Source organism: Pseudomonas californiensis (assembly GCF_021147775.1).
GTDB lineage: Bacteria > Pseudomonadota > Gammaproteobacteria > Pseudomonadales > Pseudomonadaceae > Aquipseudomonas > Aquipseudomonas californiensis.
In genome coordinates this window covers 107,736-131,303 of record NZ_JAGTPK010000008.1, presented here as the reverse complement: position 1 = coordinate 131,303, position 23,568 = coordinate 107,736, and the positions used below count along the sequence as shown (strand labels likewise).

General features: G+C 59.2%; 18 protein-coding genes. 4 read left to right on the top strand and 14 right to left on the bottom strand.

Annotated features, from left to right (window positions below; translation table 11 throughout):
• Window positions 1-361 precede the first annotated feature (361 nt).
• From gcvT to gap, 14 genes are all read right to left on the bottom strand, one after another.
• Window positions 362-1,486, bottom strand: a complete 1,125-nt coding sequence (gcvT, locus tag KDX37_RS10140; RefSeq protein ID WP_231652564.1) for a glycine cleavage system aminomethyltransferase GcvT — start codon at window positions 1,484-1,486, stop codon at window positions 362-364.
• 69 nt (window positions 1,487-1,555) lie between these two features.
• Window positions 1,556-4,420: an aminomethyl-transferring glycine dehydrogenase gene (gene gcvP / locus KDX37_RS10135; protein ID WP_231652563.1), complete on the bottom strand. Its 2,865-nt coding sequence runs from the start codon at window positions 4,418-4,420 to the stop codon at window positions 1,556-1,558.
• Between the two features lie 10 nt (window positions 4,421-4,430).
• Entirely contained in the window at window positions 4,431-4,814 is a 384-nt protein-coding gene (gene gcvH / locus KDX37_RS10130; RefSeq protein WP_231652562.1) for a glycine cleavage system protein GcvH, read from the bottom strand.
• Between the two features lie 324 nt (window positions 4,815-5,138).
• Window positions 5,139-7,256 carry a two-component system response regulator gene (locus KDX37_RS10125; RefSeq protein WP_231652561.1) on the bottom strand — a complete coding sequence of 706 codons (2,118 nt, stop codon included), beginning with the start codon at window positions 7,254-7,256 and terminating at the stop codon, window positions 5,139-5,141.
• A gap of 9 nt (window positions 7,257-7,265) precedes the next feature.
• Window positions 7,266-7,655 carry a response regulator gene (locus KDX37_RS10120; protein WP_231652560.1) on the bottom strand — a complete coding sequence of 130 codons (390 nt, stop codon included), beginning with the start codon at window positions 7,653-7,655 and terminating at the stop codon, window positions 7,266-7,268.
• Window positions 7,640-9,370, bottom strand: a complete 1,731-nt coding sequence (locus tag KDX37_RS10115; RefSeq protein WP_231652559.1) for a PAS domain-containing sensor histidine kinase — start codon at window positions 9,368-9,370, stop codon at window positions 7,640-7,642. The genes KDX37_RS10120 and KDX37_RS10115 overlap by 16 nt, the downstream gene beginning before the upstream one ends.
• Window positions 9,371-9,541: 171 nt before the next feature.
• The gene (locus KDX37_RS10110; protein ID WP_231652558.1) at window positions 9,542-11,050 is read right to left on the bottom strand and encodes a sigma-54-dependent transcriptional regulator; all 1,509 of its coding nucleotides are present in this window, start codon (window positions 11,048-11,050) and stop codon (window positions 9,542-9,544) included.
• Window positions 11,051-11,184: 134 nt separating this feature from the next.
• A complete protein-coding gene (locus KDX37_RS10105; protein WP_231652557.1) occupies window positions 11,185-11,541 on the bottom strand; it encodes a DUF5064 family protein in 357 nt (118 codons plus the stop codon).
• A 66-nt stretch (window positions 11,542-11,607) separates the two neighbouring features.
• Entirely contained in the window at window positions 11,608-12,066 is a 459-nt protein-coding gene (locus tag KDX37_RS10100; protein WP_231652556.1) for a YbaN family protein, read from the bottom strand.
• The gene (locus KDX37_RS10095; protein WP_231652555.1) at window positions 12,063-12,677 is read right to left on the bottom strand and encodes a biliverdin-producing heme oxygenase; all 615 of its coding nucleotides are present in this window, start codon (window positions 12,675-12,677) and stop codon (window positions 12,063-12,065) included. Before KDX37_RS10095 ends, KDX37_RS10100 begins: the two co-directional genes overlap by 4 nt.
• A 113-nt stretch (window positions 12,678-12,790) precedes the next feature.
• Complete coding sequence (locus tag KDX37_RS10090; RefSeq protein ID WP_231652554.1) at window positions 12,791-15,361, bottom strand: TonB-dependent receptor; 2,571 nt, start codon at window positions 15,359-15,361, stop codon at window positions 12,791-12,793.
• Window positions 15,362-15,481: 120 nt separating this feature from the next.
• Entirely contained in the window at window positions 15,482-16,387 is a 906-nt protein-coding gene (locus KDX37_RS10085) for a FecR family protein (protein ID WP_231652640.1), read from the bottom strand.
• A 127-nt stretch (window positions 16,388-16,514) separates the two neighbouring features.
• Window positions 16,515-17,033 carry an RNA polymerase sigma factor gene (locus KDX37_RS10080; RefSeq protein WP_231652553.1) on the bottom strand — a complete coding sequence of 173 codons (519 nt, stop codon included), beginning with the start codon at window positions 17,031-17,033 and terminating at the stop codon, window positions 16,515-16,517.
• Between the two features lie 159 nt (window positions 17,034-17,192).
• On the bottom strand, window positions 17,193-18,194 hold the full coding sequence (gene gap / locus KDX37_RS10075) for a type I glyceraldehyde-3-phosphate dehydrogenase (RefSeq protein WP_231652552.1): 1,002 nt from the start codon (window positions 18,192-18,194) through the stop codon (window positions 17,193-17,195).
• Between the two features lie 220 nt (window positions 18,195-18,414).
• Between gap and edd the strand changes: the two genes are divergently transcribed.
• From edd to KDX37_RS10055, 4 genes are all read left to right on the top strand, one after another.
• The gene (edd, locus tag KDX37_RS10070; RefSeq protein ID WP_231652551.1) at window positions 18,415-20,241 is read left to right on the top strand and encodes a phosphogluconate dehydratase; all 1,827 of its coding nucleotides are present in this window, start codon (window positions 18,415-18,417) and stop codon (window positions 20,239-20,241) included.
• Entirely contained in the window at window positions 20,238-21,203 is a 966-nt protein-coding gene (locus KDX37_RS10065; protein WP_231652550.1) for a glucokinase, read from the top strand. Before edd ends, KDX37_RS10065 begins: the two co-directional genes overlap by 4 nt.
• A gap of 90 nt (window positions 21,204-21,293) precedes the next feature.
• Window positions 21,294-22,031, top strand: coding sequence for a response regulator (locus KDX37_RS10060; RefSeq protein ID WP_231652549.1), 738 nt, complete (start codon window positions 21,294-21,296; stop codon window positions 22,029-22,031).
• 61 nt (window positions 22,032-22,092) lie between these two features.
• Window positions 22,093-23,505, top strand: a complete 1,413-nt coding sequence (locus KDX37_RS10055; protein WP_319941689.1) for an ATP-binding protein — start codon at window positions 22,093-22,095, stop codon at window positions 23,503-23,505.
• Window positions 23,506-23,568 lie beyond the last annotated feature (63 nt).

Here is a 23,568-nt window from a genome sequence, read left to right as displayed (position 1 = left end):
AGCCTCTTTCACCTGAAAGAGTACTGGGGCTGGTTGCAGGAAGTAAGAAACGTAGAGCGGGTTGTAGCAAACCTAGAGCTACTGCCCAGGTCCCGATTCAGCGACCTATGCAAACACAGTTCAGAAACTCTACGCCAACTCTTGTGACAAAAACAAGCCCCCGTTTCGTACCCTGTTTCCGGGGGCAGAGGGTGGCAAAACGCTTGTTCACCGAATGGGTGCAGTCATCATGTTTACACGTGTTTGTGCACATTGCCGGTGCGTTTCAAGTGCTGACCTCAGGCTGTTCAACTCCGCATGGCAGCAGAGTGGACAGCCTGTTTATATGATGCACGCGTCGCTGTTTTTTTGACGCTGCTATTCAACCGCGGAAGTAACGTTGCGCAACAAAAGGCATTTTAGCGATATGCATCGGAACTTTCTTGCCGCGAACCATTGCCCAGACCGATGTATCCAGCGTTGTATAGTCAATGTTCAGATAAGCCATTGCCAACGGACCGCCGAGACTCGGGCCGAACCCACCACTGCATACCGTACCAATGACGTTATCGCTGGCATCTACAATCTGAGTGCCTTCACGCACGGGCGTGCGCTCTTGTGGCAACAGGCCGACGCGCTTTTTATCGACGCCGTTCTTCTGTTGGGCAAAGATATGCGCTGCGCCCGGAAAACCACCCGCCCGCGCGCCATCGGCCCGACGGGTTTTGGAAATTGCCCACAACAGGCTGGCCTCGACAGGTGAGGTTTCAGTGTTCATGTCGTGGCCATACAGGCAGAGGCCTGCTTCAAGACGCAGGGAATCACGCGCGCCCAGGCCGATAGGTGCGACTTCCGGCTCATCCAGCAAGCGACGCGCCAGAGCTTCGGCATGCTCGGTGGGCACGGAGATTTCATAACCGTCTTCGCCGGTGTAACCCGAGCGGCTGACGAAGCATTCGACGCCCATCAGCGTGACGCTGGCAAACTGCATGAAGGTCATGGTCGCTACTTGCGGCGCGAGACGTGCAAGCACCGTGACGGCCTCCGGGCCCTGCAAGGCGAGCAGCGCGCGTTGTTCAAACAGCGATTCGACGGTGCAGGACTCGCCCAGGTGCTTGCGCAGATGTGCCAGATCCTGATCCTTGCAGGCTGCGTTGACGACCAGCATGAGTTGGTCGTTACCCAGATTGGCGACCATCAGGTCGTCGAGGATGCCCCCGGTTTCGTTGGTGAACATCGCATAACGCTGCATGCCGACCGGCAGGTCGACGATATCCACCGGAACCAGGGTTTCCAGTGCGGTGGCGGCTTCAGCGCCAGTCAGGCGAATCTGGCCCATGTGCGAGACGTCAAACAAACCTGCCTGCGCACGGGTGTGCAAGTGTTCTTTCATGACGCCGGCCGGGTATTGGACCGGCATATCGTAGCCTGCGAACGGCACCATTTTTGCGCCGAGTTCGCGGTGCAGGGCGTGCAGGGGAGTGGTCAGCAACGTTTCTGTGGACATGTTCAATTCCTTGATGATCGAGTGCTTGCAGCGCCGCCGACCGGGGTCGACAGCGCCGTGAGGTGGCTGTCAGGCTTCCTGATAGCTCTCGATGGAGGGGCAGGCACAGACCAGGTTGCGGTCGCCGAACACGTTGTCGACACGACCTACCGGCGGCCAGTACTTGTTTTCGATCAGGGAATCGACCGGGTACACGGCTTGTTCACGGCTGTACGGATGCGTCCATTGGCCGACGATTTCAGCGGCGGTGTGCGGCGCGTTTTTCAGCGGGTTGTCGTCCTTGTCCAGCGTGCCGTTCTCGACCGCGCGGATTTCTTCGCGAATCTTGATCATGGCGTCACAGAAACGGTCCAGTTCTTCCTTGGATTCGCTCTCGGTCGGCTCGATCATCAGCGTGCCCGCGACCGGGAAGGACATGGTCGGAGCATGGAAGCCGAAGTCGATCAGGCGCTTGGCCACGTCATCCACGCTGATGCCGCTGGTCTCTTTCAGAGGACGCAGATCAAGGATGCACTCGTGTGCCACCAGCCCGTTGGTGCCGGTGTAGAGCACTGGGTAGTGCTCTTCGAGACGACGGGAAATGTAGTTGGCATTGAGGATCGCCAATTGCGATGCGCGTTTGAGGCCCTCACCGCCCATCATGCGGATGTACATCCAGGTAATCGGCAAAATGCTCGCGCTGCCAAATGGCGCAGCGCAGACGGCGCCTTCCTTGCGTTCCATGCGCGCATGGCCTGGCATGAATGGCGCCAGGTGCGATTTGACGCCGATCGGACCAACGCCCGGACCGCCGCCACCGTGCGGGATGCAGAACGTCTTGTGCAGGTTGAGGTGCGAGACGTCGCCGCCGAACTTGCCTGGAGCACAGAGGCCGACCATGGCGTTCATGTTGGCGCCATCAATGTAAACCTGGCCGCCGTGGTCGTGGACGATGCCGCAGATCTCGCGAATGCCTTCTTCGAACACGCCATGAGTGGACGGGTAGGTAATCATCAAGGCTGCGAGCTTGTCGCTGTGCTCGATGGCTTTGGCGCGCAGGTCGTCGATGTCAACGTTGCCGCGGGCATCACACGCGGTCACCACCACGCGCATGCCTGCCATGTTGGCAGTGGCGGGGTTGGTGCCGTGTGCGGAAGAAGGGATCAGGCAGATGTCGCGGTGTTCGTCGCCACGGCTCTGGTGGTAAGCGCGAATGGCCAGCAGGCCTGCGTACTCACCCTGGGAGCCCGCGTTGGGCTGCAGCGAGATGGCGTCGTAACCGGTGGCTGCGCAAAGCATGGTTTCCAGCTCGTCAGTCAGTTGCTGATAACCGGCACTTTGCTCTGCGGGTGCGAACGGGTGCAGATTGCCGAACTCGGCCCAGGTCACCGGGATCATTTCGCTGGCAGCGTTGAGTTTCATGGTGCACGAACCCAGCGGAATCATGGTGCGGTCCAGTGCCAGGTCCTTGTCGGCCAGCTTGCGCAGATAGCGCATCAATTCGGTTTCAGAATGGTAGCGGTTGAACACCGGGTGGCTGAGAATCGCCGATTCACGCAGCAGTGCGGTTGGCAGGCGTGATGTGGTGCTCGCAGCCAGTGCCGGGAAATCAGGCAGGCTCTGGCCATCAGTAGCAAAAATCGACCATAGCGCTTCGACGGCGGATTGCGAGGTGGTCTCGTCGAGTGAGACACCTAGCGATTCGTCACTGACTTCGCGCAGATTGATGTGCTGCTCACGTGCGGCGGTATGCAGTGCTGCCGTCTTGCTGCCCGTGTTGATGGTCAGGCTGTCAAAGAAGAACTGCTGCTCGACCTTGAGGCCCAACTGGCCCAGGCCCTGGGCGAATATCGCAGTCAGGTGATGAACGCGACTGGCGATTTGCGTCAGGCCGCGTGGCCCGTGGTAGACCGCGTACATGCTGGCAATATTCGCCAGCAATACCTGGGCGGTGCAGATGTTGCTGGTCGCTTTCTCGCGACGAATGTGTTGCTCGCGGGTTTGCATGGCCAGACGTAGCGCCTGCTTGCCGTGGCGATCAACCGAGACACCGACCAGACGGCCAGGCATGTCGCGCTTGAACGCGTCGCGTGTCGAGAAGTAAGCCGCATGCGGGCCGCCGAAGCCCAGCGGCACGCCAAAGCGTTGCGCGCTGCCGATGGCAACGTCGGCGCCAAATTCACCTGGAGGCGTCAGCAATGTCAGGGCCAGCAGGTCGGCCGCTACCGCGACCAGTGCGTGGGCACTGTGGAAGCGCTCGACCAGCTCGCGGTAATCAAACACGTCACCGTTGCTGGCCGGGTATTGCAGCAGCGCACCGAAGTAGTCGCTGACGTCGCCCAGTTCGCTTTCATCCGCCACGACCACAGTGATGCCCAGCGGCTCGGCTCGGGTCTGTAACACGTCCAGCGTTTGTGGATGGCAATGGCTGGAGGCGAAAAACTGCATGCTGCCTTTGTTCTTGCTGAGGCGTTTGCAGAACGTCATGGCCTCGGCAGCGGCGGTTGCTTCGTCCAGCAGTGATGCGTTGGCAATCGGCAGACCGGTCAGGTCGCTGATCAGGGTCTGGAAGTTGAGCAGCGATTCCAGGCGGCCTTGGGAAATTTCCGGCTGATAAGGCGTGTAGGCGGTGTACCAGGCCGGATTTTCCAACAGATTGCGCAGGATCGGCGCAGGTGTGTGAGTGTTGTAGTAACCCTGGCCAATGTAGGTTTTGAACAGTTGGTTCTTGCCAGCGATTGCCTTGATCGAGGCCAGCGCATCAGCTTCGCTTTGCCCGGCAGGCAGGTTGAGAACGCTGGTGCCCTTGATGCTTTCCGGGATCACGCTCTCGCTGAGCGCGTCGATAGAGTCGAAACCCAGTGTCTGCAGCATGGCCTGTTCGTCGGCAGCGCGCGGGCCGATGTGACGGGCAATGAATTCGTTGGCGGTGGTCAGTTCAATACGGTCAGTCATGGCTCGCTCCTCAGGCTTCGGCATTGGCTTTGATCAGACGGTCGTAAGCGTCCTGATCCAGCAGGCCGTGGATGGCGTTGGCATCTTGCGGGATGAAGCGGAAGAACCAGCCAGCGCCCAGGGCGTCTTCGTTGACCAATTCTGGCGTGGCGTCGAGCGCCGAGTTGACGTCGACCACTTCGCCGTCCAGCGGCATGTTGATGCTGCTGGCGGCTTTTACCGATTCCACGACCGAGACTTCGGCGTGCTGAGTGTAGGACTGCAGATCGGGAAGCTGTACGAAGACTACGTCGCCGAGCGATTCTTGTGCGTAGGGCGTGATGCCTACCGTGACACTGCCATCGGCTTCGGCGCGAAGCCATTCGTGGTCAACGGTGAATCGCAACTCGCTCATAAAAACTCCTCGGTATAGGTTCCGCGCTAGGCGCGAAGGAATCCTTTACCCATAGCAATTTTACGGCCATGTTTTATTTTTCTTTATAAATCAGAGGCTTGTTTGGTTTTGGTGCGAGCAGCAAGCAGGAGAGCTGTAATGAAAACGCTACAGGCAGGGATATCCTGAAATACGATTGCGATCAGAGCCTTGCCGTCCGCTTGCTCGGTCGAGGTGGAATGAATTCATTACGTCGGATCGAATTCGTTACGGTAGTGAGAAGGGGCAGTTTGCTGCCCATCTGCGTCCTGCAAATCCGGACTGAAGGGTAGACCAGATCAAGGCCTACGCAACTCGGCTGCCTGATGAGCGCAAGTAAGTCTCCAGTTGTTCGCGCTGCAGCGGTCGGCTCACCAGAAAGCCTTGCACCTGATCGCAGTGGTTCAGGGTCAGAAAATTCAGTTGTTCCACAGTTTCGACGCCCTCGGCAATGACCTTCAGATCAAGACTGTGAGCCAGTTCGATGATTGCTCTGGCAATGGCGGCGTCCTGCGGGTTGCTGGTGACTTCACGAATGAAGGCGATGTCGATCTTCAGCTTGTCGATGGGGAACCGGCGCAGGTACGCGAGGCTTGAATAGCCGGTGCCAAAATCATCGATGGAAATCTTCACGCCGATGTCCTTGAGTGTCTTCAGGCTGGCGATGGTGTGCGAGGTGTTCTCCATCAGTGAGCTTTCGGTCAGCTCCACTTCCAGCCATTTCGGGTCAATCTGGTTGTCGGTCAACGCCTTGCGGATCCCGTCTATCAAGCTGTCACCCTTTATCTGATGGCCTGAGACATTCACTGCCACCTGATAAAGCCCCACCCCTCGGCGATGCCAATCTGCAATCTGTGCGCAAACGCTGTCGATCACCCAACTGCCGACCTGACTGACCAGCCCTAGGCTCTCCAGTACAGGGATGAACACCGCTGGCGACACGGCGGGAAGGTCCGGTCGGGGCCACCGCAGCAGAGCTTCAAGCCCGCAGACCTGGCGATCATGCAGGCTGATCTTGGGCTGATAAACGATCTCGAAGGCGTTCTTGTGAACCGCGTCGCGCAGAGCGTTTTCGAGGTCCAGGCGGGCAGCAACCTCTGCATTCATTTGTGCGGTGTAAAAGCGATACGTATTCACCCCTGCCTTCTTCGCGCTGTTCATCGCGGTGTAGGCGTGGCGGATCAGTTCAGGCGCGTTGTCTCCGTCTTCCGGGTACAGCGCAATGCCGATACTGGCCGTCATGATGATGTCCTGACCTTCGATCTGGAAAGGTTTGTGCAGGGCTTTGCGAATGCGTTCCAGGGTCTGCCGGCTGTCGGTCTGACCGTCACGGAGCATGAGAATCAACGCGAATTCGTCGCCGTCCACGCGGCCCAGCGTGTCACTGACGTTGAGGCATTCGGCAAGGCGCTGGCTGACTTCCAGCAGCACCTGATCGCCCAGCACATGCCCCCAGGTTTCGTTGATGGTTTTGAAGCCGTCCAGGTTTACGGTCATCGCGGCCAGTTTCCAGCGGCTCACCGCCGCCTGGGTCAGGCCCATTTGCAGGCTGGTGAAAAACAGGTCGCGGTTGGGCAGGCCTGTCAGCGAGTCGTAATGGGCCATCTTCAGTAAACGCTGATCGGTTTCCTTGCGCCGGGTGATGTCGCGCACGATGCCGACGATGATCCAGTCTTCGCCTGCTTTATAGGCCTGGCGATGAACCTCCACCGAAACATCCCGGCCGCTTTTGTCGCGTATCTGCGTTTCCATCGGCTCGACCGGGCCTTTGCCGGCAATGATCTGGTCGTAGACGACTTCCAGCTGTTCCATGGACGCCTCGCCCAGGTCAGCGGGCGTCTTGTGCAGCAGTTCTTCCGTGGTGTAGCCCAATAGCTGACAGGCGCGGCGGTTGAATTCGATCAGGCTCATGGTGTTACGGTTGATGAGGAAAATTGCATCTTCCGAGGCGTCCATCACCGAACGAAAACGTTCAAGATCAATGGTGCGTTGCTGCAACTGATCCTCAAGGATCAGGCTATGGCTTTTCAGGTAATCGCCAAATGCCTTGAGCCTCAAGAGATTGCGCACGCGAAGCCACAACTCTGCGCTGTCCACCGGCTTGTTGAGGTACTCCTCGGCGCCAGCTTCCAGGCCCGATATTCGGGCGCTTTTCTGATCGAGTGCCGACAGCATGATGATGGGGATATTGGAGGTACTTTTATTGGACTTGAGCTGGCTGGCGACTTCATAGCCGTCCATGCCCGGCATCATGATATCCAGCAGGATCAGGTCTGGCGGGCTCTGCTCGATCAGCGCCAGTGCCTGCTCGCCGGACTCTGCGGTCTGGGTCAGGTAATTCTGATTGTGCAGCAGAACTTCCAGCAGGTCTCGGACGTGGGCGTCGTCATCGACAATCAGTATGGTTGCAGTGGTATCGGTCATGATGATCGCTCATGTGGTTGGCTGTTGAAGGTCCGTTTTTTCCAACAAGTCATCAATGACCCGATACAGCTCCTGGTAACGCAAGGGTTTGGTGATGTAAGCGTCGCAACCCGCCAGGCGCGCTTTTTCTTCGTCTTCTTTCATTGCCATGGCGGTCAGGGCAATCACCGGTATCGCGGAGGTCCTGTCGTCCTTCTTGAGCAGCGAAGTGGCTGTCAGACCGTCCATCGCGGGTAACTGGATGTCCATCAGAATCAGTTCAGGCTGGCATTCACGGGCCAGTTTCAAGCCGGTTTCGGCGTCGGCTGCGCCTGTGACACGGTGTCCGGCGCTGGTCAACAGCAACTCCGCGAGGCGCATGTTGGCCGCGTTGTCTTCGACAATCATGATATGGGCCACGGCGCCTCCGCAGGAGCACTGGCGCGGACCGGCAGCCATGCGACGAAACGCGCCCCAAGCCCTTCGACACTGGCCACCGCGACGCAGCCGCCATGCAGTTCGGTCAATTGCTTGACCATCGCCAGGCCCAGTCCGGTGCCTTCGAATTTTCTCGACAGACCACTGTCGATCTGGCTGAAAGCCTTGAACAGCTTGCTCATGTCACTTTTGGCAATACCGATGCCGGTATCGCTGACGCTCAGTTCTAGAAACTGCTCGTGTTCGCTGCCTGGGTTATGCAAGCAATAAGACGGCCAGTCACCTTCCAGAACGCCGACTTGGGTTACAGGCACCTGACGAACCCTGAGCGTCACCCAGCCGCCGGGCGAGCTGAATTTCACTGCATTGGCCAGCAGGTTGTAAACGATCTGCTTGGTCTTGCGCCGGTCCAGCTCAATCAGGCCAAAGTCGGTGTCGGCCTCAAGTTTCAGTTGAATGCTCTGCAACGCTGCCTGTTCACGAACAATCAGCAGGCTGTTACTGAGCAGGTCGTTCAGCTCGACGGGTTCCAGTTCCAGCTCCATCATCCCGGCCTCGACCTTGGACAGGTCGAGGATGTCATTGATCAGCGACAGCAGATGTTGGCCGCTGTTGAAAATGTCGCCGATGTATCTGCGCTGATCGTCAGTCATGTCGCCGACCATACCGTCGCGTAGCGCTTCGGAAAAACCGATCACGGCATTCAGGGGCGTGCGCAGTTCGTGAGACATGGTGGCGAGAAATTCGGATTTCATATGGCTGGCGTGCTCCAGCTCGATGTTCTTTTCTTCCAGTGTGCGCTCGAAGCGTTTGCGCTCCGTCACATCGCGCGCTGCGGCGAAGACGCCCTTGAGTTTGCGGTCGCGGTCATGAAAGGTCGCAGCGTTATAGGACACCACGGTTTCGCTGCCATCGTAGGCCCGCACCGTCAGCTCGTAGTCACTGACTGTGTGTTCGCTGAGCACGCGCTTGATTGCAGCATCTGCGCTCGCGGGGTCGGTAAAGAACTTGCGGCAGGGCGCGCCGATCAATTCGTCACGAGTGCGTCCGGTCAACGCCATCATCTGTTTATTGACGTCGGAGATGATCCCCTGCGGGTCAGTCATCATCAGCGCATCGATATTCGATTCGATCAACGAGCGGGTATAGAAGTGTTGATCGCGCAATCGTTGGTCCAGCAGTGCCTGGGTTTCTTCCTCCTGCTTGCGGGCCGTGTTATCGGTGCCGATCAACAGGTAGCCAATGATGGTTTCAGCGCTGTCACGCAACGACGTGACCGAGACCATGGCCGACAGGCGGCTGCCGTCCTTGCGGATGTAGGTGAGTTCGTAAATGTCTTCGATGCCACGCGAGGCCTTGAACACCAGCGCCTCGAAACCCGGCGTGATCGGCGTATTCAGTTCATGGCTCAACGCGGCTGCACGGGTGATAAGTTCTGCCGGGTCGGAAATGTCGGCGGGCGTAATCTTGTTGACGACGTCTTCTGACTGATAGCCAAGCATGCGCTCGGCGCCGACGTTGAATATCTGGATGACGCCATGCTCGTCGGTGGCGATGCTGGAGAAATAAGCACTGTTGAAGATCGCGTCCTGGAGGGCACCGGTCTTGAGCAGGTTTTTCTGACGCTGCGACTCGACCAGCTTCTCGGCGCGAGACTCAGGTTCGGCGGGCGGGCTGTCTGTTGGTGGGGTCTGCATGATGTGCTCCCGGTACTTCGTGAACCTGCCTGCACTGGCTAGCGAAGCGCGCAAGGGCACTCATTCGGATGGATGAGACGAGGTAGGTGAAACATAGCAGACACGCTATCGACTGGCCGCGTTTAAATAGCCTGCTTCATGGGATTTATTTAACAGGATCACGAAACAGACTCAACGTTTGGCAGAGATTCCGTATTTGCGCAGCCGGTGTGCAATGGCTGTGTGCGAGGTGTGCAGGCGGGCTGCCAACTGGCGAGTCGAGGGGTAATCGGCGTAGAGCTTTTCCAGCAGGTCTTTTTCAAAGGCTTCGACAGCGTTTTCGAGGCTGTCGACCTGAGTGTCGTTCTGGCGCGCTACCGCCGTGCCAGCGATATCCAGATCGCCGATATCAACCACATTGCCGTCACTGATGGCAGCGGCCCTGAAAATGACATTCTGCAACTGACGGACATTGCCCGGCCAGCGGTTGCTCAGCAGGGCCGGGTAGGTGCCGGGTGCCAGACGACAGATCGGTCGTTGTATCTGGGCGCAGGCCTGCTCCATGAAATAGCGCGCCAATAACAGGATGTCCTGCCCGCGTTCGCGCAGTGGCGGTACTTCCAGGTTGAGCACATTCAGGCGGTAGAACAGGTCTTCGCGGAAGCTGCCCTCACTGACCATTTTTTCCAGGTCGCGGTGGGTAGCGCTGAGAATGCGTACGTTGACTCGGACTTCCCGGTCGCCACCCACGCGTCGAAAGCTGCCATCGTTGAGAAAGCGCAACAGTTTGGCTTGCAGATAGGGCGACATTTCGCCGATTTCATCGAGGAACACTGTGCCCTGGTTGGCCAGTTCCATCAGCCCAGGCTTGCCGCCGCGTTGCGCACCGGTAAAGGCGCCGGGTGCGTAGCCGAAGAGCTCGCTTTCCGCGAGGTTTTCAGGGAGCGCCGCGCAATTGAGCGCCAGAAAGGGCTCGCCGTGACGGGCACTGCTGGCATGGCACGCCCGGGCGACGAGTTCCTTGCCGGTCCCTGTCTCACCCTGAATGAGCAAAGGAGCGTCCAGCGCTGCGATCCGTTGCGCGCGCGCCTTGAGTGTACGAATCGCCGATGATTCGCCGAGCAGCGCGTCGAAGCCTTCGGCGTGATCGTGGTGCAGCGCTGACAGGCGTTCGCCGATCCGGCTCGGCAAATAAAGAGTAATCAGGGCGCCCGCTTCGGTGATGGGCGTGGCGTCGAGCAGCAACGCTTCGCCATTGAGCGTGATCTCGCGCAGCGGCAGGCGAAAGCCGTTTTCCAGCAGCGCGGTTTGCAGGCCGGGGTCGGCGAACAGCTCACCAATAGGTTCGCCGGCAGGTTCCCTGCCAATCAGCGCGTTGAGCGCGGGGTTGGCCAGTAGCACATGCCCGGCGCTGTCGAGCGCCAGAACCGGATCGGTCATGGCGGCGAGCAATGCGTCCAGCTGCAAATGTCGACGCTGGCCAGGAAGAATATCCACCACGGTGATCGCTTCGACGCCACGCACCCGAAACAGCGCATCCTTGAGCTCTTCCAGCATTTGATGGCTCAAGGTGGGCGCGTCGATGTAGACGTTGGGTGGCACCATTTCCACCGCATCCAGATTCAGATTGCGCCCGCCCAGAATCGCCAGAACTTCCTGAGTGATACCGACGCGGTCAATGAAACTGACATGGATACGCATGAAGTGGGTCTGGCTCGGCGAAAAAGGTCACCAAGTATGCCCTGCCACAGTGCGTTGAGTGAAATGCATTGGCTGGCGAGCCCGCAGACGTTCGCCAGCTCGCATTTTGCCTGAAGGGCACCAGCTGGAAAGTGTTACTCCAGATGCTCCGGCTTGACCGGCTCGCCTGACTTGGCGTGCAGTTTGTTACGAATGTCTTCGAACATCGAGTCGTAGTCTTTGTGCTGGGCCAGCGGCAGCCCGGCGCTATTGGGCAGGCCGTGCCTGATGGCAATACGCGAAACGTCATGGGCAAAGTTGTAGGCCAGGTCGCGTGGCAACTGAAACTCTTCGTTGAAGGCCTTGCCGCCGATGTCGCCCTGTACGGTGAAATGGACGCCGGTGCCTTCCTTGGGGTCTTCGGTCACTTCATAGTTGAGGTGTATGTCATACGTGACGTCGGACTGTTGCAGCGCCGCGTGGGTGATATGCAGATGGCCAGGCTCGAACATGGAGGTTGCTCCATCGGGTGAGTGTGTGGGTTGTGACACCCGCTTCTTCCCGGCAGTTCAGCCTGATCAGCGTTCAGTCCTGGCGGGCTCGGGCCTCGACCATATCCACAGATTGCCAAGCCCCATGCCTGCGATTGCCAGATAGAGCCACCAGACATGGTTAAGCAGGCTCAGCATCATGACGGCGCAAAAAAGCATGCTCACGGTGGCGCTGATCTTGGCTTTGCGTGTGACCAGTCTGCCGTTGCGCCAGTTGCGAAGCATGGGTCCGAACAGTCGGTGGTTTTCCAGCCAGGCGTTCAACCGCGGCGAACTGCGGGTGGCGGCCCAGGCGGCGAGCAGGATGAATTCGGTGGTGGGCAGCCCCGGAATAAAAATCGCAGCGATGCCGATACCCAGGCTGGCATAGGCGAGGATGCCAAACAGGAAGCGCGAAAGTCTTGAGCCGGGTGGTTTGTACGTCATGATCTCTACAGGCAGGTTCGAAAAGCCCGGCCAGCTTAACAGCACCGGGCGTTTTTTCATGCGTGTGCCACTTCTGTGACGGGTGCGGTGGCATAGGCGTGTTGCAGCAAGACGTTAAAACGCTCGAATGCTGCGACAGCGCCCTTATCCAGTTGGATCTCCTGTTCGGCAGTCAGCGGCAGTTCGTCCAGTGTCTTGACGAAGGTCTTCCACCCCGCAGCCCGTCCACCGGCAGGCTCGCCCAAGTGTCGTGCACCAAAGCTGTCGCTGAGGTTCAGTGCCACGGCGCGTTTGATCAGGAAAGCAGCGCCCAGCTTCGAGCCCTCGGAGACGAACAGCCAGCCAAGGGCTTGAGCGATACCCGGATCGTGCAACGCCCCGGACACCGGCTCCGGGATGTCCATATTCAGGTCGGCAAGGTCAGCCCTGGCCTGCTCGGCTCGGCAACGAGCGGGCAGGTCGCTGATGATCGCTTGAAGTGCCGTTTCGTTGTACAGGCTTTGCAGCTCCGCCTGGAACAGGTATTGCGCCACCACAAAACGACCGTAGCTGGGCAGCGTTTCGAACGGCGCGTGCGCCTTGACGGCCTTGTCGAGTTGTTCGTGCGGAGCATGGGTAATCAGGTTGAGACGTTGCGAGCGCAGGAGCGTACGGTTCTGTTCAGGGGGCATTGCAGTCTTCCTTGCGGATTGAAGGGCTTGTTGAATAGACGAATGGCCACGTCTGCGAGCGTAAAAAAACACGCCGTCCAACCTCGACGGCGCGGCGCAGGGCAGCAGAGGGATCAGATGTCCCAGACAACATTGACGCTGAAGTTGCGGCCCGGTTGGGTAAGCCGATCAAGGTTGGCCGGGGCGGTTACGCCTGCTTCGCCGACGCCGTCATAGCCTCGCACGTCATCCCACAGCCAGTACTTTTTATCCGTCAGGTTGTAGAGGCCGGCATTGACGGTCACGTCGTGGGTGACCTTGTAATACCCCGTCAGGTCGAGAATGCCGAAGCCTGGCGTCTTGAACTGGCTGGAGGTGCCGTCCGGCGTATGGAAGTTGCTGTCATCCACACCTGTCTTGCGCTTGACCAGCGTCCAGCTCAGCAGGCTGCCATAGCGGTCCTGTTCGTAGCCCAGACCGAGCACGCCGGTCAGCGGGTTGACGCTGTTGATGGGCTCGCCGGAGTCGTTGTTGCGTCCGTGTGCGTAGGCAACGGATGCCTGACTGTAAAGGCCTTGCGGCGCGCCAACGCTGTCGAGGTTCAAACGGCCCTTGAACTCTGCGCCTTTGATGGTGGCGTGCTTGATGTTGTTGGACTGGAAGGTGGTCTGACTGTAACCGGGGGTGATGGCGTCTTCGTTGATGAAGTCACGGTATTTGTTATAGAACACCGCGATGTCGAACGAGCCCTGCTCGAAGCGTCCGCGCAGACCGGTTTCATAGCTTTTGCTTTTTTCCGGGTCCAGGTCCGGGTTGGGCTCTACCACGTAACCTGCATTGAGGTTTTCAAAGCGTCCGTACAGCGCCTTGGCCGATGGGGTGCGGAAGCCTTCGGCATATTGGCCATACCAGGTGTACGCGTCCGTCAACGCGTAGGTCACGCCGAGTTTTGGCGATACGCGGTGCCAGGTCTTGTTTTCGTCACTGGCCTGGCTGGCATCGGTCAGGCTGACCGAGTTGAGAAATTCAGGTGTGATTTTCGGATCAAGCCGGGTGTAGTCGTAGCGTACGCCGGGCAGCAAGGTCCAGTTGTTCCAGCTGATCTGGTCCTGCGCGAACAGCGCATAACTGTTGACGGTCGGATCGGGAAAGTCGCTGGTTGCGACCAGTCGATCACTCGGGCTGTCTGCGCCCACCACGCGGCAGGAGCCGAAGACGCGCGCGCAGGTCCCGCTGCCACTGCGCAGCCCAGTGACCTTCTGTTGTTTGAGAGTGGTGCCGTAGGTCAGCACGTGGTCAGTGCTCGCAATGGAAAACGCCTTGTCGAGCTGGGCATCGAAAATCCACTGTTTTTCCTGGTACTGGGTATCGCGGTAGCGAAACACGTCACGGGAGAACGGGAAGTAGCGCTCCTGAGTGCTCTGATCGGTCTTGGCGGCCTGATAGTTCAGGCTCCACTTGACGTTGTCGACCAGCCCGCTGTCGAGGGTGAAGCTGTTGTCGATGCCGAAGCGCTCACGGGAGATGGTGTCGCTGCCTTCGCGCGACTGATACATGCCAAGGCCGCTGCCATTGGTAAAGGGGCCGCCCACGGCACTTTTCTGATCGGTGTCGCGATCGTCCTTGTACTTTTCGTACGTAAGGGCCACGCGGGAGCCTTCTCCGTAATTCCAGCCCAGTTTGGCCAGCACATTGGTTGTGCGCACATCCTGCGGATTGGCTTCGGTGCGGCTCAGGCCGTTTCCGCCAGTGCTGCCGTAGGATTCGGTCTCGTGCCCATTGCGCTGACTGACGTGCAACAAGGCGTCGAAATCATCCAGACGTCCAGCGGCTGTAACGGAATTCAGCCAGCTGTCGTCGGCTGAGCTGTAGCCGGTTTTCAGGCGTGCGCCGACGTCTTTTCCGGGCTTGATGATGTCGTCCGGGTCCAGCGTGTAATAGCTGACCACCCCGCCGATGGCGCTGCTGCCGTAGAGAGCAGAGGCGGGGCCACGCAGCACTTCGACGCGTTTGACGATTTCCGGATCGACGTAATTGCGATGCGTCTGGGCGTAGGGGCCGGTGAAGAAACTGTCGGGCACTTCAACGCCATCGACCTGAGTCAGGATGCGATCACCGTCAATGCCGCGAATGTTATATCCGGTGGTGCCTGCGCGCTGTCCCGCGCCGCCGACCGAAATCCCCGGCTCGTTGCGCACCAGGTCGCGAATGCTGTTGACGTTGCGCCGGTCCAGCTCGTCTCTTGAATGCACGCTGACCGTGCTGGGCACTGTTGCAACATCCTGAGCCTGGCGGGTGGCGCTGACTGTGATCTGTTCAAGCGCGAGCACACCGGCGATACGTTTTTCCAGCACCACGTTGTTGTTGCCCAGGTTTCGGTAACTCAGTTGGCTGCCCGCCAGCAGCGCGTCGAGCGCTCTGGATGCGGTCAGATCCCCACGTGCGCCCGACGATTTCACGTTCTGCGCCAGTTCCGACGACACGCCCACTTGCCAGCCAGTGATGCGGCTGAACTCGTTCAGCGCCGACACCAGCGATTGCGGGGCGATCGCGAAGTGGTAAGTGCCTGCCGTGCTTGTGCGCTGCGAGCTTTCGGCGGCGACTGCCGGAATCGCCTGCAGGCTTGCGCCCAGCATGGCGATGGTCAGCAGTGAAAGCGTCATTCGTACGCGGGGCTGAACGGTGGGCGTGAACGTGGATGACATCGGTAGCGCTCCCTGATGTGTGGCTCGTTATAGTGTTCTGCAGTTGCTCAATAATGAGAATCAGTTGCATTGGCTATAACTAGACGAACGACCAGTGGCTATCGCGTAAAAAAAGTTCGATCAGTTGAGGATGACCAGCGCCGGCATTTCGCGCACGCTCGCCGAAGTGATATGGGCCAGTGAGCGCACCACATCCAGCGGGTTGTCCAGGCGGTAATTGCCGGTCACTGCCAGACGGTCCAACTGTGGGTTGGTGTTGATGATCCAGCCCGGATAATAACGACGCACCTCGGCGAGTACCTCGCTCAGCGGGCAATTGTCGAAAATCAGGCGGCCTTGCACCCAGGCCAGATCCCGGACCGGATCGAGTTTTTCCCGGTGGCCGAAACCGCCCGGGCCTACGCTAATACGCTCCCCGGCAGCGAGGCTGACGCTGGCATCGCCCCGGGTAGCCCGCACGTCCACCGCACCACGCTGGACCTGAACCTGAGTAACACCGTCCAGGTAGCGCACTGAGAACTCGGTGCTGTTGGTACTCATGCGTACGGGGCCTGCTTCGATTTCCAGCGGCAGACCTGGCCTTGGCGGGACAGTGATGTACGCCTCGCCTTGCAGCAGGCGGGCAGATCGTTGAGTGCTGGTGATCGTGCTGGAAAATGCCGAGTCGGTATTGAGCAGGACTTTCGAGCCGTCGGCCAACTCCAGGCGCTGACGTTCGCCGACGACCGTCAGGTGTTGCGCCTGCAACTTCAGCGGCAGATTGCTGAAATTGAACAGCCCCACCAACAGCACGGCAGCAGTGGCCAGGGGTTTCCAGTGTGGACGGGCGCGTTGCCACATCGACGGCCTTTGCGAGTGCTCGACACTCACCGCAGCCTGCTGCACCGCTTGAGAGTTCCAGATGGTCCGAGCCTTTTCGAACGCGCACTCGTGCGCCGGGTCGGCGTTCAACCACTCGCGGAACCGGGCGTGCTGCGCATCGTCAGCATCCTCCAGTTCTATGAGCCAGGTCAGCGCCTGATCCATTGCGCGGTCGCTCACCACCTTTTCTGCAGGTGGCTGTGAGCGTTCTGTTCGTGGGGCCACGGTGTTCCTCAACAATCCTGAAACGGTATCAATGTGGTTCTGCTGGCTTTGCAGCCTGCGTCAGGGTTCAGGGCGGGTCAAGCCTTGAAACGACGCCCACGCAGATCGCCATGATCAGTTTCAATTCTTTTTGCACCGTGCTGGCCGAGACATCCAGTTGTCTGCCGATCTCCGTATAACTGCATCCATTCAGGCGGCTGAGAGTGAAGATTTTCTGCTGCCGCGGGCTCAATGTTTTCAGGCTGTCGCTCAGACCTTCGATCAGCCTGTTGGCATGCGTGGCGTCTTCCGGGGTGCTGAGTTGAGCCACGACGCTTTCAAGCTGGGCCGATGAAACATCCTCGATCATGGTCCGGCCGTGAATACGTCGCGCGCGCAGATGGTCCAGCGCCAGATTGCGGGCGGTCTGAAAAACGAAAGGTTCAAGATGATCGATAGGGTGTTCGGTCAAAGCGCGGCTTACCCGCAGCCAGGTTTCCTGCAGCAGATCTTCCGCAGCGCTGCGGTTGCCGACCATGCGCTGCAACGTGCGTAACAGCACATCGCGCTGGGCCAGGAAAATATCGTTGAAATGTGACTGCGACACGGAGGGACTCAACCGATGATTCAAGCGAATGATAATGCTTATCATCTGTCTTTGCGGTCAAGAGCTGAGTTGTATCTGTTTTGATGCAATTTCTTCTCGGACCAGCGGCGCAGCGCTGGTCCGCGAAGAGGTTGTTGCAGAGCGTTACCGTAGCGAGCCTTACTGGGCGTTATGCAGCGCCAGGCAGTTGTCCAGCATGCGGTTGGAGAAAGCCCACTCGTTGTCGTACCAGGACAGCACCTTGAGCAGCTTGCCGCTCACCTTGGTGTGGTTGGCGTCGAAAATCGACGACAACGGGTTGTGATTGAAGTCGTGGGAAACCAGCGGCAGGGTGTTGTAACCCAGGACCTTGGAGTGCTGGCTCGCTTCTTTCATCAACGCGTTGACTTCCTCGGCAGTGGTTTCGCGCTTGAGGGTCACAGTCAGGTCGACCAGCGATACGTTGATCACAGGAACCCGAACCGCCATGCCGGTGAGTTTGCCTGCCAGTTCCGGCAGCACCAGACCTACCGCTTCAGCAGCACCGGTCTTGCTCGGGATCATCGATTGGGTAGCCGAGCGGGCACGGTACGGATCGGTGTGATAAACGTCGATCAGATTCTGGTCGTTGGTGTAGGCGTGGATGGTGGTCATCAGGCCGTTTTCGATACCCAGCTCACGGTGCAGAACCTGAGCAACCGGCGCCAGGCAGTTGGTGGTGCAAGAAGCGCTGGAGATGATCTGGTGTGACTGGCGCAGGGTGTCGTGGTTGACGCCATAGACGATGGTGGCATCGGCACCACTGGCCGGTGCTGAAATAATGACCTTGCGTGCGCCCGCAGTCAGGTGTGCCGAGGCCTTGTCGCGGCTGGTGAACAGCCCGGTGCATTCGAACACCACATCAATGTTGTGAGACTTCCACGGCAAATCGGCAGGGTTGCGGATGGCGCTTACGGCGATACGGTCACCGTTGACGGTCAGGCTTTCAGCGTCGCACTCGACGGTACCGCTGAAAGGGCCGTGTACAGTGTCGAAACGAAGCAGGTGTGCGTTCATCTCGCTATCGCCCAGATCGTTGATGGCGACGACCTGCAGGTCCTGCCGGTAACCTTGGGTATACAGTGCGCGTAGGACGTTGCGGCCGATGCGGCCAAAACCGTTGATTGCGATACGAAGAGTCATACAGCCGTCCTTCCTGAATTTGTTGTTGGAATTACAAGATTATTCTCATAAAAATAGAAAACAAGCCTTTTTAGTGGCAATATTTTGTTTTATCTACAACTACAAGCCTGAAAGGCCTTCCCAGCTGATCGAGATCAGGGTTCCGCATCGTTGCGAACCGGGCTCGATCACTGAAACCGTCTTTACGGGTGACCATAGACGTTAGCCTGGAGTTCATCACATGCATCCCCGCATTCTTGAGGTAACCGAGCGGCTGATCGCTCGCAGTCGCGACACCCGTCAGCGCTATCTCCAATTGATTCGCGGCGCAGCGAGCGATGGCCCGATGCGCGGAAAGCTGCAATGCGCCAACTTCGCCCACGGCGTTGCCGCCTGCGGGCCGGAAGACAAGCAAAGCCTGCGCATGATGAACGCCGCCAACGTGGCCATCGTCTCCTCCTACAACGAAATGCTCTCGGCGCATCAGCCTTACGAACACTTCCCCACCCAGATCAAACAGGCACTGCGTGACATTGGTTCGGTTGGCCAGTTTGCCGGCGGCGTGCCGGCAATGTGCGACGGCGTGACCCAGGGTGAGCCCGGCATGGAGCTCGCCATTGCCAGCCGCGAAGTAATCGCCATGTCTACAGCGGTGGCGTTGTCGCACAACATGTTTGATGCCGCGATGATGCTGGGCATATGTGACAAGATCGTTCCGGGCCTGATGATGGGGGCGCTGCGTTTCGGCCACTTGCCAGTCATCTTTGTGCCGGGTGGGCCGATGGTTTCCGGCATATCCAACAAGGAAAAAGCCGATGTCCGCCAGCGCTACGCCGAAGGCAAGGCCACTCGTGAGGAATTGCTGGACTCGGAAATGAAGTCCTATCACGGCCCGGGCACTTGCACCTTCTACGGCACCGCCAACACTAACCAGTTGCTCATGGAAGTGATGGGTATGCACTTGCCGGGTGCTTCGTTCGTCAATCCGTACACGCCCTTGCGCGACGCACTGACCGTCGAAGCCGCGCATCAGGTCACGCGCCTGACCAAGCAGAGTGGCAGCTTCATGCCCATCGGCGAAATCGTCGACGAGCGCTCATTGGTCAACTCGATTGTCGCGCTGCACGCCACCGGTGGTTCGACCAACCACACCTTGCACATGCCGGCAATTGCTCAGGCCGCCGGCATCCAGCTGACCTGGCAGGACATGGCCGACCTTTCGGAAGTGGTGCCTACCCTCAGCCACGTTTATCCAAACGGCAAGGCAGATATCAACCACTTCCAGGCGGCAGGTGGCATGTCGTTCCTGATCCGTGAACTGTTGGCGGCGGGTCTGCTGCACGAGAACGTCAATACCGTGGCCGGTTACGGCTTGAGCCGCTACACCAGAGAGCCTTTCCTTGAGGACGGCAAACTGGTCTGGCGTGAAGGCCCGCTCAACAGCCTGGATGAAAACATCCTGCGCCCGGTGTCCCGTCCGTTCTCGCCGGAAGGCGGTCTGCGGGTCATGGAAGGCAACTTGGGCCGAGGCGTGATGAAGGTATCTGCCGTGGCACTTGAGCATCAGATTGTCGAAGCTCCTGCCAAGGTCTTTCAGGATCAGCAGGCCCTGGCGGATGCGTTCAAGGCGGGCGAACTGGAGTGTGATTTTGTAGCCGTGATGCGTTTCCAGGGGCCGCGCTCCAACGGCATGCCGGAGCTGCACAAAATGACGCCTTTCCTTGGGGTGCTTCAGGACCGTGGCTTCAAGGTGGCACTGGTGACCGATGGACGAATGTCCGGCGCTTCGGGCAAGATTCCGGCGGCCATTCACGTCTGCCCGGAAGCCTTTGATGGTGGCCCTTTGGCTCTTGTGCAGGATGGTGACGTGATTCGCGTTGATGGCGTGAAAGGAACGTTGCAAGTTCTGGTCGAACCGTCAGAATTGGCCGCCAGAGAACCTGCCATCTGCCAGATCGACTATAGCGTCGGCTGCGGTCGGGAGCTGTTTGGATTCATGCGCATGGCCTTCAGCTCCGCAGAGCAGGGCGCCAGCGCCTTTACCTCTAGTCTGGAGAAGCTCAAGTGAAATTGGCCCTGGTCGGCGACATCGGCGGTACCAACGCAAGGTTTGCCATCTGGGAAGACGATTCACTGCATTCGGTGCGGGTATTCCCGACAATCGACTACACGGGTCCGGAGAAAGCGATCGAGGTCTACATGCAAGACCTCGAACTGCAACGCGGCGACATCGGTTACGTCTGCCTGGCGGTAGCAGGGCCGGTCGACGGCGACCATTTCCAGTTCACCAACAGCCACTGGGAACTGAGCAAGACCGCATTCTGTGCCACGCTGAAAGTCGATCATCTGCTGCTGATCAACGATTTCACCGCCATGGCACTGGGCATGACCCGGCTCAAGGATGACGAATACCTGACAGTCTGCCACGGCATCGGCAAGTCTGATCGCCCACGCGTGATTGTCGGGCCGGGGACCGGCCTGGGTGTCGGTACCTTGATCAAGCAGAGTGGCAGCCACTGGATGGCGTTGCCGGGCGAGGGCGGTCATGTCGATCTGCCGATTGGCACAGCACGCGAAGCCTTGCTCTGGACGCGGCTGATGGCCGAGCACAAGCATGTCAGTGCAGAAGTGGTGCTCAGCGGTGCCGGGCTGTTGTTGCTGTATCAGGTGAGTTGCGCGCTGGATGGCATCGAGCCAACCCTCAAATCTCCGGCCGCCATTACTTCGGCTGCGCTCGAAGGCGATGCGGTTGCAGCAGCGGTGCTGGAGCAGTTCTGCGTGTTTCTTGGTCGGGTGGCCGGCAACCAGGTGCTGGCCGTGGGCGGTCTGGGTGGTGTGTACATTGCCGGTGGTGTGGTGCCGCGTTTCGTCGACTTCTTCATGAGCAGCGGCTTCAAGCGTGCGCTCGCCGAGAAGGGCGTGATGAGCGATTATTTCAAAGGCCTGCCGGTCTGGCTGGTCACCGCTGAATACCCCGGCCTGATGGGCTCGGGTGTTGCCTTGCAACAGGCATTTGGCTCAGAAATCTAGAGCTGCAGTCAGCGATGTGGAGTCAGGGCAGCGCGGAGGCGCGCTGCCCCACATAACAACAAAGATCTACAGCCAACAAGGACGCTTCAATTGAGTTCAGTCAGTAAATCGATCCTGCTGGTGGACGACGATCAAGAGATTCGGGAGCTGTTGGACACTTACCTGACCCGTGCCGGTTTTCAGGTGCGTACGGTCGGCGACGGTGCCGGGTTTCGCCAGGCCTTCAACGAAGCGCCCAGCGATCTGCTGATTCTCGACGTCATGCTGCCCGACGAAGACGGGTTCAGTCTGTGCCGTTGGGTACGTCAACATCCCCGCCAACCCCACGTACCCATCATCATGCTGACGGCGAGTTCCGACGAAGCTGATCGGGTAATCGGCCTTGAGCTGGGCGCTGACGATTATCTGGGCAAACCCTTCAGCCCGCGTGAACTTCAGGCGCGTATCAAGGCGCTGCTGCGACGTGCCCAGTTCGGCCAGGAGCGGCCGGGTGGCGATGTTCTGCTGTTCGATGAATGGCGCCTGGACATGGTCAGTCACCGGCTGTTTCACAATGACGGCGAGGAAGTGATCCTGTCCGGCGCCGACTTTGCCTTGCTCAAACTGTTCCTCGATAACCCGCAGCAGATCCTCGACCGCGACACTATCGGCAATGCCACTCGTGGGCGTGAGCTGATGCCGCTGGAGCGCATTGTCGACATGGCAGTCAGTCGTTTGCGCCAGCGCTTGCGCGACACCGGCAAGTCGCCACGTCTGATTCGTACCGTGCGCGGCAGTGGCTACCTGCTGGCCGCCAACGTCAATACGCAAGCGAGCAACGGCTATTAAGCCGCTGGAGACCGCTTCCCGGAAACGCAGCCTGCCTTTGCCGCGTTCACTGCTGGGGCGCATGCTGCTGCTGACACTGTTGGCGGTTTTGCTGGCCCAGACGTTGTCCAGCGCAATCTGGTTGTCACAGTTGCGCGCCACGCAGATGGAAGGGCTGGTCACCAGTGCCCGCAGCCTAGCGTATTCCATGGCCGCCAGCGTCAGTTACTTCCGCTCCCTGCCGCTGGCCTATCGCCCGCTGGTGCTGGATCAATTGCGCAGCATGGGCGGCACGCGTTTCGTGGTGTCGCTCAACGATCACCCGCTCGACATGCAGCTCATGCAGCCGACACCGCGCAAGCAGGCCGTGCTGGATGTGGTCGGTCAGGTGCTGCGTCAGCACCTGGGCAACGATCCGGACATTGCCGTGTGGTTTGTACGGCCTGACGACCTGCGGATCTTCAACAGTGGGCTAAAGCTGGATGAGCTACCCCGCTCATGGGCGCACTACGCGTTGACTCTTGAGCCGGTGAATCCACCGGTACTGGTCACGCAGATCGAGATGGCACCCGGCGAATGGTTCTATATCGCGTCATTGCTGCCCGAGCCTTATACAACCCTTGAAGAACAGGAGTTGCCAGTTCAGCAGGTCTGGTTCATCGCTCTGACCAGCGCCTTTCTGCTGTTGTTCATCGGCCTGTTGGTGCATTGGCAGAGTCGGCCACTCAAGCGTCTGGCGCGGGCAGCACGCGACATGTCCCTTGGCGCTGACGTCGAGCCGGTGGTCGAGGGTGGCGGCAGCGAGGTGGTGGAGGTCAGTCGGGCATTCAACGCGATGCGCAACCGGATCAGCCGTTATCTCACCGAACGGGGACAACTGTTCAGCGCTATTTCCCACGATTTGCGCACGCCTATCACGCGCCTGCGATTGCGGGTCGAACTGCTGGAAGACGAGATGTTGCAACGCAAATTCAGCCGTGACCTCGACGAGCTGGAGCTGTTGGTCAAGGGCGCGCTGCAATGCGTCAAGGACACGGATATCCACGAAAACATCGAGCAGGTCGACCTCAACGTGTTGATCGATTGCCTCGTCGAACCTTATCTGCGTGCCGAGGGCGACGGGCGTGTGACATTGACGGGCGAAGCCTTGGCCAGCTATCCCGGCAAACCGCTGGCGCTCAAGCGCTGCATCGGCAACCTGATCGACAACGCGCTCAAGTACGGTCACCGGGCGCACCTGACCGTCGAGGACAGCCCGTTGGCGTTTGTGCTGTTCGTGGACGACGAAGGTCCTGGCGTTCCCGAGCAGCGGCTGGAGCACGTGTTCGAACCGCATTTCCGTTTGGCAGGCAGCCAGCAGCAAGGCTATGGCCTGGGGCTGGGTATTGCACGCAACATCGCTCACAGCCACGGCGGTGAGGTCAGCCTGCAAAACCTGCGTGATGGCGGGCTGCGGGTGACCCTTCATTTGCCCAGGACTGGTCATGATCTTTGAATCCGTTAACGGGCGCGCCGAACCCTTGGGATAGAGCGTTTCCAGGGAATATCCGTCAATGTA